Here is a 12,743-nt window from a genome sequence, read left to right on the forward strand (position 1 = left end):
GATGAGTTCGAACATCACGCCGCGCTGGTCCTGGATCGTCCCGACCGTCTATATCGTCTTTCTCATCCTGCCGATCTACTGGCTCGTCAACATGAGCTTCAAGACGAATGCCGAGATCCTCGGCCCCTTCTCCCTTTGGCCACAGGACCCGACACTCCGGAACTACTCGGTGATCTTCACCGACCCCTCCTGGTACAACGGCTACATCAATTCGATCATCTATGTGGTCCTGAACACGATCATCTCGGTCACCGTCGCACTTCCTGCGGCCTATGCCTTCTCGCGATACCGGTTCCTTGGCGACAAGCACCTGTTCTTCTGGCTCCTGACGAACCGGATGGCCCCGCCGGCGGTCTTCGCGCTGCCGTTCTTCCAGCTCTATTCCGCGTTCGGCTTGATCGACACCCATATCGCCGTCGCAATCGCCCACTGCCTGTTCAACGTGCCGCTGGCAGTCTGGATCCTCGAAGGCTTCATGTCGGGCGTTCCCAAGGAGATCGACGAGACCGCCTATATCGACGGTTACTCCTTCCCCCGCTTCTTCGTGAAGATCTTCATGCCGCTCATCGCAAGCGGCATCGGTGTCGCCGCATTCTTCTGCTTCATGTTCTCGTGGGTCGAACTGCTGATCGCCCGGACGCTGACGACGACGGACGCGAAGCCTATCGCGGCGACGATGACCCGCACTGTTTCGGCCTCAGGGCTTGATTGGGGCGTTCTCGCCGCTGCCGGCGTGCTCACGATCATCCCCGGCGCCTTGGTCATCTACTTCGTTCGCAACTACATCGCCAAGGGCTTCGCCCTGGGGAGAGTTTGATGTCGAAAGCTCACGATCACTCAAGCCGCCGCTGGCCCGTTGCATTCGCTGCCGTTCTGGTCGTCTATGCGGTGGTCGCCATGTCGCTGGCCATGTCGCTTCCGGTGAAGGACGGCGCGCGCGACTGGACCGCACCGCTCATCCCGGGCGGCTGGATGGCCTGGTCTTTCCCGACGGCGATGTTCTTCCTGACGATCTTCGCGTTGCTGGCCTGCATGGCGGTCTGGGAATATGCGCGGCCCGGAGGACATCCACGAATTGGCATCCTGCGTTTCGAGACGACCCGGGGCGACCGGCTGTTCATCTCGCTGCTCGGCTCTGCCTTCATTCACCTCGCGTGGCTGGGTCTGTCCGACCTCAGCCTCTGGTGGGCTCTTGTCGTCAGCGTTCTCTACGCGATGGTCGTGTTCAGAACCGTCTGACGCAAGCAATACGGAGGCGGTCGCCTGCCTCCGCATGAGTAAGTGCAATCGCAACCTTGGGAGGATGATATGCGAAGGCATCTGATGACAACAACGGCAGCGGTGCTGCTGGCAATGACAGGGTCTGCATTTGCAGGCATGGAGGAAGCCAAACAGTTCCTGGACGCGGAAATCGGCGATATGTCGTCCCTTTCCCGCGAGGATCAGGAAAAGGAGATGCAGTGGTTCATCGACGCGGCTCAACCGTTCGCGGGAATGGACATCAAGGTTGTCTCCGAAACCATCACGACCCATGAATACGAGTCCAAGGTGCTGGCCCCAGCCTTCACGGCGATCACCGGCATCAAGATCACCCATGACCTGATCGGCGAAGGCGATGTTGTCGAAAAGCTGCAGACACAGATGCAGTCCGGCGAGAACGTCTATGACGCCTATGTCAACGACTCCGATCTGATCGGCACCCACTGGCGGTATCAGCAGGCACGCTCGTTGACCGACTGGATGGCGAACGAAGGCAAGGACGTCACCAATCCCATGCTGGATCTGGATGACTTCATCGGCCTGAAATTCACCACGGCGCCGGATGGCGACCTTTACCAACTACCCGACCAGCAGTTCGCGAACCTCTACTGGTTCCGCTATGACTGGTTCAACGATGAGAAGAACAAGGCGGACTTCAAGGAGAAGTACGGCTACGATCTCGGCGTTCCGGTCAACTGGTCGGCCTATGAGGACATCGCCGAGTTCTTTACCGGTCGCGAGATCGACGGGAAGAAGGTCTATGGGCACATGGACTACGGCAAGAAGGACCCGTCGCTTGGCTGGCGCTTCACCGACGCCTGGCTCTCCATGGCCGGTAACGGCGACAAGGGTCTGCCGAACGGTCTTCCGGTCGACGAATGGGGCATCAAGGTCGACGAGAACTCGCGTCCTGTCGGCTCCTGCGTTGCCCGCGGTGGTGATACCAACGGGCCGGCAGCCGTCTACTCCATCCAGAAGTATCTCGACTGGATGAAGGCCTATGCACCGGCTGCCGCACAGGGCATGACATTCTCCGAATCCGGCCCGGTACCCGCCCAAGGCGAGATCGCCCAGCAGATGTTCATGTACACGGCGTTCACCGCCGACATGGTCAAGGACGGTTTGCCGGTGGTCAACGAAGACGGCACGCCGAAGTGGCGCTTTGCCCCCTCGCCCCACGGCGTCTATTGGAAGGAAGGCATGAAGCTGGGCTATCAGGACGTCGGTTCCTGGACGTTGCTGAAGTCGACACCGGACGATCGGGCGAAGGCGGCCTGGCTTTATGCTCAGTTCGTCACGTCCAAGACTGTCGATGTGAAGAAAAGTCACGTCGGGCTGACGCTCATTCGCGAAAGCACCATCCAGCATGAGAGCTTCACCGAGCGTGCGCCCAAGCTCGGCGGCCTGATCGAATTCTACCGTTCGCCGGCCCGCGTGCAGTGGTCGCCGACCGGGACAAACGTTCCGGATTACCCGAAGCTCGCCCAGCTCTGGTGGCAGGCGATCGGAGATGCTTCCTCCGGTGCAAAAACTCCTCAGGAAGCCATGGACTCACTTTGCGCCGAGCAGGAGAAGGTCATGGAGCGTCTTGAGCGTGCAGGCGTTCAGGGCGACATCGGGCCGAAGCTCGCTGAAGAGCACGATCTCGAATACTGGAACGCCGAAGCGGTGAAGGCCGGCAATCTCGCTCCTCAGTTGAAGATCGAGAACGAGAAGGAAAAGCCAATTACCGTCAACTACGATGAGCTGGTCAAGAGCTGGCAGTAACGCGTGAATTCGGGGGCCGGCCAACCCGGCCCCCGATCAGCCTCGCCGACCGCTGCTACCAGAGCGGTACGTGACGGTTTACATCCTTGTAGAGAAGATAACGGAAGCGGCCAGGCCCGCCCGCATAGCAGGCCTGTGGGCAGAAGGCTCGCAGCCACATGAAGTCACCAGCCTCGACCTCCACCCAGTCCGCGTTGAGCCGGTACACGGCCTTCCCCTCGAGAACATAGAGCCCATGCTCCATCACATGGGTCTCCATGAAGGGGATCGTGCCGCCAGGTTCGAACGTGACAATATTAACGTGCATGTCGTAGCGGACGTCGGCAGGATCGATGAACCGGGTTGTCGCCCATTTACCCTCGGTGTCTGGCATGGCGACCATCTGCTGCTCGCCCTCATGCGTGAATATGGCCGGCGGGGGTGCAAGACCGTCCACCGCCTGAAATACCTTACGGATCCAATGGAACCGGACTGCCGATCCGGAATGGTTCCGCACGCTCCAGGAACTGCCTGCCGGCAGATAGGCAAATGAGCCAGTGCGAAGCTGGTGGGCCCCGCCATCCAGTTCGACAGTCATTTCGCCTTCAGTGACGAAAAGTGCGGCTTGAGCCCGGCTGTCGGGCTCGGGACGCAGGCTACCGCCTCCCGCTTCGACCTCCATCACGTATTGGGCAAAGGTCTCTGCAAAGCCGGTCATTGGCCGCGCGATGATCCAGGCGCGGGTATTGTTCCAGTGGGGCAGGATGCTGGTGACGATGTCGGTCATGACCGACCGCGGGATGACGGCATATGCGGTCGTGAAGATGGCCTTGCTGGAGAGGAGTTCGGTCTGCCCGGGAAGACCGCCGAGCCGTGAATGGTAGGTGCTGTCGTTCATTGCCGATCCGTTTCGCTCTGACATCGGCAACCTGCTTAAGCGGCGGACCGAAATCATGCAATCCCACCCGCGGGATGCCGTTCGCTAACCGGTTGCCAGCACCTGACGTCGGTCGGACAGATAGGTCAGAACATCTTCCGCCGGCATAGGCCTGCCAAGCAGGTAGCCTTGCCCGAGATCACAACCCTGACTTACGAAATGAGCCAGTTGCCGGTGGTCCTCAATACCTTCCACGGTCGTCTTGGCATGAAGGCTGCGGCTGAGGCCCAGCATCGCCTGGATAACCTTCTCCTGCCGCTCGTCGGTGCCACAGGCGGCGACGAAGCTCTTGTCGATCTTGATCTTGTCAAATCGGAAGCGCGCCAGTTGGGAAAAATTGGAGTAGCCGGTGCCGAAGTCGTCCAGAGCAATCTGAACGCCCCTGCCGCTCAGGCTGTCCATGATGTGAGCGGCCAGATCCGGGTCAGAGACCAGAGCATTTTCCGTGATCTCCAGTTCCAGCCGTTCGGGCGGAAAGCCGACTTCGTCCAGGATGCCGATGACACGGGTCGGCAGCATGCGGTCTTCCATCTGCACCGGTGAAAGGTTGAACGAAAGTCCCATCCCCTCGGGCCATGACCTGGCCGCCTCGCACGCCTGGCGCAGAAGCTGCTGGAATAGAGGCGTGATGAGCCCTGCCTCTTCGGCCAGGGGGATGAAAACGTTCGGTGGTACGAATTCTCCGTCTTCGTTCTTCCATCGGGCCAGCGCTTCGAAGCCGCATACGTCACCGCTGCGCAGGTCCACGAGCGGCTGATAGAAGGCCCCGATTGACCCCTTGTCGATTGCCCGGCGTAATTCACCTTCAAGCTTGGCACGGCGGCTGACCTTGGCCTGCATCTCTGGCTCGAAGAGAACGTGATTGTTGGGACCCCGCCCCTTCGCTTCGTAAAGCGCGATATCAGCGACATGCGAGACCTCCGCAAGCGTGGCGCCATGTTCCGGCAGGCGGGCATAGCCGATGCTGGCGCCCACCTCCGCAGTAAGACTGCCGATCCGAACCGGTCTCGTGATGGACTGGATCAACAGCTCCGCGAAACGTTTCTCCTTGGCTTCCGAGAAGTGGCGACCAATGGCGATGAACTCGTCTCCGCCGAAACGAAAGACGCAATCCTGCTCCGCCAATGCGCAGATGCGACGCGCCACTTCCTTCAGCAGGACATCCCCGCCCTGATGCCCCATCAGGTCGTTGACCTTCTTGAAGCCATCCAGGTCTATGGCGTAGACGGTCGCAAGCGGAGCGTCGGCGGCGGGCTCCGAAGCGTCATCCAAACGCATGTTTGGTGCCAGTTCGCAACGATCGAAGGCGTAGCGATTGGGCAGCTTGGTGAGATGATCGTGGGTGGCAATGTAGTCGGCCCGACGTTCTGCATCACGTCTGCGAAGCATCTCGTCCTTCATGTCGAGGATACGAAGCAGCGAGTAGACGATGCTGACGCCGCCGGCGACGTTCGCCATGACCAGGGCAATTGCAACGCCCTTCCCATTGGCCGTGCCGAGATAGTCGACGATCTCGCGCATGAAAACCATCGCGAGGCCCCACAGCACGATGGCGGCAAGGCAGGTATAAAGGAACTGCGTACCCGCGCGGCTGTTGAGAAACTCACTCATACTAGAACTCCACCCGCTTCAGAGGGTATCAGCAATTGCTGAACGAGAAGTTCACGAGTGAGGTGTGGCGATCAGGGCCGGAACCGATGGCAGGTTTCTGGGTTTTCCGAACTGACAAAAGGAGACCCAAGAATGACCAGTCACGACGATACAGCGAAGGTGTGGGACCTCATCGACAAGATCAGCTTCTGCATGCTCGCCACACAGGATGGCCGCGATATCCGCTCTCGGCCGATGTCCGCTTACACGAAGAGGCGGGATGGCGCCGTTTACTTTCTGACGGACGTCGCCAGCCATAAGGACGAGGAAATTTCCCGTTGGCCCAACGTGTGCCTCGCATTTGCTGACACCAAGGCCCAAAGCTACGTGTCGGTTTCCGGTGCTGCAGAGGTCTCCAACGATCGTGAGTTGATCCGGGAGATCTGGTCGACCCCGGCCAAGGCGTGGTGGGACAGTCCTGATGACCCGTCCATCCGCGTGCTCAAGGTGAATCCCTCATTCGCTGAGTTCTGGGACAGCCCGGGTACCGTCGTCAGCTATATCAAGATGGCTGCCGCTGCTGTCTCGAGCGCTCGCCCCGATATGGGCGAAAACGAGAAAGTGAAGCTATAGCATCCGCAATATCGGCCAGCGGCGTCCGATGCTGCTGGCCGATATTTGCCGCAGATAATTTTCCAGGCGCCGCAACCTTTTCCCCAGAGTCACGTTCATCAGCCCGCTATCTAGGGTACTACAATGAACATGATGATCACGACCAGCGACGTCCGCTGGCTTTCCCCGGTCCGCGTCCGCATCGGCTATGGTTTTCCGGAAACCATCAGAGGCCCGCGAGAGGCCCTCGCCTACCTCGACTTCCGCTGGCCCGCGATCCATGGCCACTTCTATCGGCAGGCCAAGGAGGCATGCTTGGGCGCACTGAGCGACAGCCGCCAAACCCAGACTGCCCGCGACTGCTTCGTTGAGGCGTGCGTCGAGGCCCGGATGCTGGACGAGCATTCAGCCTGAACAGTACCGGCGAGCCGTCCCGACCGGTTTTCAGAAAAAGAAAATGCCGCAACGACGAACGTTGCGGCACCCCGTAATCACGGAAGCAATCGATCAGGAGAACGAGAGAGGGCGCTCGCCCTGCTCGTCGCGGATCCAGGTCGGCAAGCCGATGTTGTTGAGGATGTTGAGGAAAGGCTTCGGAGGCAATTCCTCGACATTAGCCATCTTCTTCACGTCCCATTCTCCGGTGGCGACCAGCATGGCTGCCGCAACCGGCGGGACGCCGGCGGTATAGGAGATGCCCTGAGAACCGACCTCGTTATAGGCTTCCTTATGGTCGGCGACATTGTAGATGAACACCGTCCGTTCCTTGCCGTCCTTGATGCCCTTCACGAAGTCGCCGATGCAGGTCTTGCCCTCGTATTCTGGAGCAAGCGAAGCAGGGTCCGGAAGGCAGGCCTTGACGACCTTGAGCGGAACGACCTCCGAACCATCCGCGAGCTTCACTGGCTGCTCCGAAAGCAGGCCGATGTTCTTGAGGACGGTAAAGACGTTGATGTAGTGGTCGCCGAAGCCCATCCAGAAGCGCACATCGGCGCCATCCATGTTCTTGGCAAGCGAATGCACTTCGTCATGGCCGCAGAGATAGGCGCGGCGCGTGCCGACGACCGGCAGGTCGTAGTCCTTGCCGATCTCGAACATCTTGTTGGTCTGCCACTGGCCGTTCTGCCACGAGTAGACGACGCCGGTGAATTCGCGGAAGTTGATTTCCGGGTCAAAGTTCGTGGCGAAATACTTGCCGTGGCTGCCGGCATTGATGTCGACGATATCAACGTCGGTTACCTTGTCGAGATAGTCGTCCTTGGCAAGGCGGGCATATGCATTGACGACGCCCGGATCGAAGCCGGCGCCGAGAATGGCGGTGATGCCCTTCTCCTCGCACTCAGCCGCACGCTTCCACTCGTAGTTTCCATACCATGGCGGCGTTTCGCAGATCTTGTTCGGCTCTTCATGGATCGCCGTGTCGATATAGGCAACACCGGTATCTATGCAGGCGCGCAGCACCGACATGTTGAGGAAGGCGGTGCCGACATTGATGACGATCTGGGAATTGGTCCTCTTGATCAGCGCCTTGGTGGCTTCGATATCCAATGCGTCCAATGCATGCCCTTCCAGCACGCCCGGCTGCTTCATCGCCTTCCTTTCATGAACGGAGGCGATGATGGCGTCGCACTTTGACTTCGTGCGGGAGGCGATATGGATATCGCCCAGCACATCGTTGTTCTGGGCGCATTTGTGCGCCACCACCTGGGCGACGCCGCCGGCGCCGATGATGAGGACGTTCTTTTTCATAATGGGGACCAACTCCTTCGTGTCCAATCGTCAGAAGCCTCAGGAGAGGCTTTGTTCGTAGTCCGCGTAGTCAAACTCGCGGACCGTCCTGATGCTGCCATCCAGTTCGCGGATGGCGATTGACGGCATTCTCACGCCGTTAAACCAGTTCTTCTTGACCATCGTGTAACCGGCCGCATCCTGGAACGAGATGCGGTCGCCGACCTTCAACTCGTGCTCGAAGTCGAACTCGCCGAAGATGTCGCCGGCAAGACAGGATTTGCCGCAGATCATGTAGCGGTGCGGGCCTCTGTTGGGCGCCACCTTGGCGCTCTCCCGGTAGATGAGCAGATCGAGCATATGGGCCTCGATGGAGGAATCCACGATCGCGAGGTTCTTTCCGTTGAACAGCGTATCGAGAACGGTCACCTCGAGCGTCGTGGACTTGGTGATCGAGGCCTCGCCAGGTTCCAAATAGACCTGCACTCCGTATTCACCGGCAAAGCGTTTCAATCGCTCCGCAAACTGATCGATCGGATAATCATCACCGGTAAAATGGATGCCGCCCCCCAAGCTCACCCATTCCGCGTTGCGGAGCAAGGGCGCAAACCTCTCTTCGATCTGGCCGAGCATGCGGTCAAACAGCGAAAAGTCGCTGTTTTCGCAGTTGTTATGGATCATGAAACCGCTAATGCGGTCCATCACCGCCTCGACTTTCGAGAGATCCCACTCACCCAGACGCGAAAAGGGTCGTGCGGGATCGGCGAGATCGAAGCTGGAGGAAGATACCTGCGGGTTCAGCCGCAAGCCGCGAACGATGCCTGCGGCGTTGTCCGCGTACCGCTCGAGCTGGCTGATGGAGTTGAAGATGATCTTGTCGGCATGGCTGACGACTTCATCGATCTCGTAGTCGGCATAGGCCACGGAATAGGCATGCGTCTCCTTGCCGAACCGCTCATGGCCGAGGCGCACCTCATTCAGCGAGGAGGAGGTCGTGCCGTCCATATACTCCCGCATGAAGTCGAATACCGACCAGGTCGCGAAGCATTTGAGGGCGAGAAGCGCCCTGGCTCCCGACGTCTCACGGACCCGCGCGATCCGCTCCATGTTCCGGAGCAGGAGGGACTTGTCGATCAGGTAATGGGGAGTCTGAATGCCGTTGTTCACAACTGCCTCGGAACTTGGTCGCTAGAAAGGGGGGCGAATACCCCGGATTGTCACGAGACTCAAGCAAAGCTTCCTGAGGCCGATCAGCCTACGCGGGGGCCTCGAGCAGCGCAGGTTCGGGACGCGACATGAAAAAGGCCCTCGACGGGAGGGCCTTTTATATTCCAGACAGCTTTTGACGCTCAACCGACCGGTGTGAGGGTCATGGAAGTGCCCGTAGCAGCGATGTTCAGACCCAGTTGGCCGTGGACGCTGACCGTCTGCAGGTGGATCGAGCCGGATGTACCACCGACGAGGATGTTGGCACCGACACCAGCACCAACGGTCGCCTCTGCCGTTGCGCCCTGGTAAAGGCCGCCCAGCGAACCGGCATGGTAGCCCGCGGTGGGCGCAAAGACGGCCCAGACCAGCTTGCCGCGGGTCGTGAAGCCAAGATCGATTCCCATCTTGCGGATGTTGCCGACATACTCGTCCCGGCGGCTGCCGTCGGTGGAGGTGAAAACGCAGCCCACTTCCTTGGCAGAGCCTAGGACATATCCCACGCCCCCTCCGATATCGCAGGTGAGGTAGCCGATCTTGACCCCGTTGCGGGCATCCTCGTGTATATAAGCCGGCGCCGGCTCAGAATAGCGCACGGCATCAGCAGCAATGGCTCCCGATACGCCTGGACCTGCGACAGCGGCAGCGAGTACGGACGCGAAAATTCTTCTCATCATAGGTCTCCTTGGAAACGCCCCCGCAGGTGACCTGAAGGCCCCTGCACCGCTTTCAGGAGAGAGAACGAAAACGTCGCAAAAATGATCCACACCGCAAATGACGGTTTGTTACCCTTTGTTTCAGCCGCCACCGCCATGATTGGTGCGGGAATGCCAGTGCCAGGCGGAGCGGATGATCTCCTCGAGGCTAAACCGAGGTTGCCAGCCAAGCACCTCCCTCGCCCTCGCATTGTCTGCGACGAGCGACGTGGAATCGCCGTCGCGTCGGCCCACATATTCAACGGGAAAGGGTCGACCCGAAACGACGGAAATGGCCGCCAGCAACTCCTTCACCGTCGTCCCGGTACCGGTTCCCAGGTTCAGCTCGACGGTCTCTCCCCCCTCCAGAAGATAGTCGACGGCCCGGACATGTGCGTCCGCGAGGTCAAGGACATGGATGTAATCGCGTACGCACGTGCCGTCGCGCGTGTCATAGTCGCTGCCGAAGACCTTGAAACCATCTCGGCGACCAAGTGCTGCTTCGATTGCCAACGGAATGGCGTGCGTCTCCGGGCTATGCCACTCGCCGATCCGCCCATCGGGATCCGCCCCGGCGGCATTGAAATAGCGCAGCATGACGGAGCGCAGCCCCTTGTAGGTACCGAAGTCCTTGAGGGCCTGCTCTATGATCCATTTGGTCCGGCCATAGGGATTGATGGGGACCTGCCGGTGGGTCTCGTCCATCGGCACCTGATCGGGGAGTCCGTACGTCGCACAGGTGGAGGAAAACACGAACGCGTCGACACCCGCCGACATGGCCGCCGACAACAGGGTCAGGGCGCCCACGACATTGTTTTCGTAGAAGGCGACCGGATCTTTGACGGACTCGCCTACTTCGATCAGTGCTGCGAAATGAAGAACCGCGTCAGGGCGATGGGTCGCAAAAACCTCGTCCAGCCGTTTCCGGTCGCGGATATCCCCCTCCTCGAGCGGCCCCCAGCGAACGAACTCCGAATGGCCGTTGGAGAGGTTATCGAAAACGATGGGCTGGTAACCCCGCTCAGCCAGAACGAGGCAGGTGTGCGAGCCGATATATCCCGCTCCCCCGACTACCAGGACTTTCTTCTGCGTCATACGCCCTCGCCACACAAACGATTGGAACGGCGGCAATATAGACGGCACTAAATAGATTGAAACAAGCGAGATATAGTAAGGTTACCGGCGTGGCGGGCAGGTAGTGCGGCTCACGGAGCCTCGGCCGGACAATTTGAAAAACAGCTCCTTCGATCTGGGAAGCGTACTCCTCGGGTTGTCTGACAGCTTGACCCTGCTATGGTTTTCGCGGATGGACGGACGGGAACCCTGCACATGCGGGTCTCGTAGTAGGAGGAACACTCATGAACATGTTTATCGGGCGCCTCGCCGCCCTTGGCCTTGCTGCATCCACTCTTTGGACCGGTGGCGCTTTTGCCCAGACTACCGAAGTCAAGATCGCTTACGCTCTGGCGCGGGAATCGCACTACGGCGCTGCTGCCGATGGTTGGGACAAATATGTTACCGAAACCAGCGGCGGCCGGTTCACCTTCACGCATTTCCCCTCCTCCGCCCAGGGCGGCGAGCGTGAGGTCATTGAAGGGCTGCAGCTCGGAACCGGCGTTCAGGCCGTTGTGGTCTCTTCCGGAGCTCTCTCCAACTTCGTGCCAGAGATCGGCGTCACCGACATCCCCTTCCTGTTCCGCGACCTCGGCCATGCGCGTGCAGTCCTCGACGGGCCGATCGGCCAGGATATCCTCTCGAAGTTCGCGGACCGGCAGCTGATCGCGCTCGCCTGGGGCGAACAGGGCTTCCGCCACATCACCAACAATCGCCAGCCGATCGAGAAACCGGAAGATCTTGCCGGTCTGAAGATCCGCACGATGGAAAACCCGGTTCACATCACCGCCTTCGAAACGGCAGGCGCTGCTCCGACGCCCATGTCGTGGCCGGAGGTCATTCCCGCCCTGCAGCAGGGCGCCATCGACGGGCAGGAAAATCCTCTATCGGTGATAGTCTCCGCCAAGCTCTGGGAAGTGCAAAAGTACCTGACCGTTTCCGGCCACGTCTACTCTCCCGCCATGCTGATCGTCTCGCCGACCTTCTGGGACAGCCTTTCGGACGAGGACAAGAAGATCTTCGCTGATGGCGCGTTCAAGGGCCAGGAAGCCATGCGCGCCTTCGTCGACGATTCGGAGAAGAATGGCGTCGAAACTGCCAAGCAGGCAGGAATGCAGGTCAACGAACTGAGCGACGAGCAGAAGGCGCAGTTCCAGCAGGCAATCCAGGCGGCCTACGAGCAGTACTACGAGACCTTCACCAAGGAACTGATCGACCAGATCATTGCAACGAAGTGAAATGACCTTGAAGCGTCCCGCCGAACGGCGGGGCGCCACTTCGACGGGGGCCCCTGAAATGCTGGCACGCAAGGCCGAAACGATCTTCATCGAAGCCAATAGATGGGCGCTGATCGCGATCCTCTCGCTGATGGCCGTTCTTGTCTTCACCAATGTCTGCCTTCGCTACTTCACAAACCACTCCATCACATGGTCGGACGAGGTCTCCCGCCATCTGATGATCTGGCTGACCTTTATCGGCGCCGGCCTGACACTCCGCCACGGCGGACTGGTCGCAATCGACAATCTGCAGGCGGTGCTAGGGGAGCGCCAGGCACGGGCGCTCCGCGCGTTGGTCGCAGCGATCATGATCATCTTCTTCCTGACGATGATCTGGGCCGGAAAGATCTACGTGGAGCGGACAATGTTTCAGACGACACCCTCCACGAGGATTCCGTTCGGCTACATCTACCTCGCCATGCCCATCGGCTTCGGCCTGCTCATCATCCACTTCCTGCTGGTCCTGAAGACTTATCTTGCGGGCGGAATGGGCGCTCTTCAACAGAGCGACGACGCCCCGCCGGTGGCAGGATAACGGTGACCGCCGCCCCTCACGATCCAGCCGAAAAATTCGAAACC

At 59.8% G+C, this 12,743-nt stretch carries 13 protein-coding genes; 7 read left to right on the forward strand and 6 right to left on the reverse strand.

Features of this window, described 5'->3' with window-relative positions; genetic code table 11:
- Position 1: 1 nt before the first annotated feature.
- From ACEPP2_RS10650 to ACEPP2_RS10660, 3 genes are all read left to right on the forward strand, one after another.
- Positions 2–817 carry a carbohydrate ABC transporter permease gene (locus ACEPP2_RS10650; protein ID WP_142587411.1) on the forward strand — a complete coding sequence of 272 codons (816 nt, stop codon included), beginning with the start codon at positions 2–4 and terminating at the stop codon, positions 815–817.
- Positions 817–1,239, forward strand: coding sequence for a DUF2160 domain-containing protein (locus ACEPP2_RS10655; RefSeq protein ID WP_395516580.1), 423 nt, complete (start codon positions 817–819; stop codon positions 1,237–1,239). The genes ACEPP2_RS10650 and ACEPP2_RS10655 overlap by 1 nt, the downstream gene beginning before the upstream one ends.
- 69 nt (positions 1,240–1,308) lie before the next feature.
- Positions 1,309–3,027, forward strand: coding sequence for an ABC transporter substrate-binding protein (locus ACEPP2_RS10660; RefSeq protein WP_395516581.1), 1,719 nt, complete (start codon positions 1,309–1,311; stop codon positions 3,025–3,027).
- Positions 3,028–3,082: 55 nt separating this feature from the next.
- Here ACEPP2_RS10660 and ACEPP2_RS10665 read toward each other — a convergent pair whose 3' ends face one another.
- Positions 3,083–3,904 carry a bifunctional allantoicase/(S)-ureidoglycine aminohydrolase gene (locus tag ACEPP2_RS10665; RefSeq protein WP_395516582.1) on the reverse strand — a complete coding sequence of 274 codons (822 nt, stop codon included), beginning with the start codon at positions 3,902–3,904 and terminating at the stop codon, positions 3,083–3,085.
- Positions 3,905–3,988: 84 nt separating this feature from the next.
- The gene (locus tag ACEPP2_RS10670; protein WP_142587415.1) at positions 3,989–5,554 is read right to left on the reverse strand and encodes a putative bifunctional diguanylate cyclase/phosphodiesterase; all 1,566 of its coding nucleotides are present in this window, start codon (positions 5,552–5,554) and stop codon (positions 3,989–3,991) included.
- Positions 5,555–5,686: 132 nt separating this feature from the next.
- Here ACEPP2_RS10670 and ACEPP2_RS10675 point away from each other — a divergent pair, with 132 nt between their 5' ends.
- Together ACEPP2_RS10675 and ACEPP2_RS10680 are read left to right on the forward strand one after the other, a co-directional pair.
- Entirely contained in the window at positions 5,687–6,166 is a 480-nt protein-coding gene (locus ACEPP2_RS10675) for a pyridoxamine 5'-phosphate oxidase family protein (protein ID WP_395516583.1), read from the forward strand.
- A gap of 123 nt (positions 6,167–6,289) precedes the next feature.
- Positions 6,290–6,559 (forward strand): DUF982 domain-containing protein, encoded by a 270-nt coding sequence (locus ACEPP2_RS10680; protein ID WP_077545848.1) that lies wholly within the window; start codon positions 6,290–6,292, stop codon positions 6,557–6,559.
- A 93-nt stretch (positions 6,560–6,652) separates the two neighbouring features.
- Here the strand turns inward: ACEPP2_RS10680 and ACEPP2_RS10685 are convergent, their stop codons facing one another.
- The 4 genes from ACEPP2_RS10685 to galE all read right to left on the reverse strand — a co-directional run bounded on the left by ACEPP2_RS10685 (position 6,653) and on the right by galE (position 10,869).
- Positions 6,653–7,894: a saccharopine dehydrogenase family protein gene (locus ACEPP2_RS10685; protein WP_395516584.1), complete on the reverse strand. Its 1,242-nt coding sequence runs from the start codon at positions 7,892–7,894 to the stop codon at positions 6,653–6,655.
- A 39-nt stretch (positions 7,895–7,933) separates the two neighbouring features.
- A complete protein-coding gene (locus tag ACEPP2_RS10690; protein ID WP_395516652.1) occupies positions 7,934–8,980 on the reverse strand; it encodes a carboxynorspermidine decarboxylase in 1,047 nt (348 codons plus the stop codon).
- Positions 8,981–9,222: 242 nt separating this feature from the next.
- Positions 9,223–9,753 carry a DUF992 domain-containing protein gene (locus ACEPP2_RS10695; protein ID WP_281976912.1) on the reverse strand — a complete coding sequence of 177 codons (531 nt, stop codon included), beginning with the start codon at positions 9,751–9,753 and terminating at the stop codon, positions 9,223–9,225.
- A gap of 123 nt (positions 9,754–9,876) precedes the next feature.
- Entirely contained in the window at positions 9,877–10,869 is a 993-nt protein-coding gene (galE, locus tag ACEPP2_RS10700; protein ID WP_395516585.1) for a UDP-glucose 4-epimerase GalE, read from the reverse strand.
- 263 nt (positions 10,870–11,132) lie between these two features.
- Here galE and ACEPP2_RS10705 point away from each other — a divergent pair, with 263 nt between their 5' ends.
- Together ACEPP2_RS10705 and ACEPP2_RS10710 are read left to right on the forward strand one after the other, a co-directional pair.
- Positions 11,133–12,125: a TRAP transporter substrate-binding protein gene (locus ACEPP2_RS10705; protein WP_395516586.1), complete on the forward strand. Its 993-nt coding sequence runs from the start codon at positions 11,133–11,135 to the stop codon at positions 12,123–12,125.
- A 1-nt stretch (position 12,126) separates the two neighbouring features.
- The gene (locus tag ACEPP2_RS10710) at positions 12,127–12,699 is read left to right on the forward strand and encodes a TRAP transporter small permease (protein ID WP_198445845.1); all 573 of its coding nucleotides are present in this window, start codon (positions 12,127–12,129) and stop codon (positions 12,697–12,699) included.
- The last annotated feature ends 44 nt before the right edge of the window (positions 12,700–12,743 follow it).

The organism is Pseudorhizobium flavum, from assembly GCF_044142885.1.
GTDB classification, from domain to species: Bacteria; Pseudomonadota; Alphaproteobacteria; order Rhizobiales; family Rhizobiaceae; genus Neorhizobium; species Neorhizobium flavum.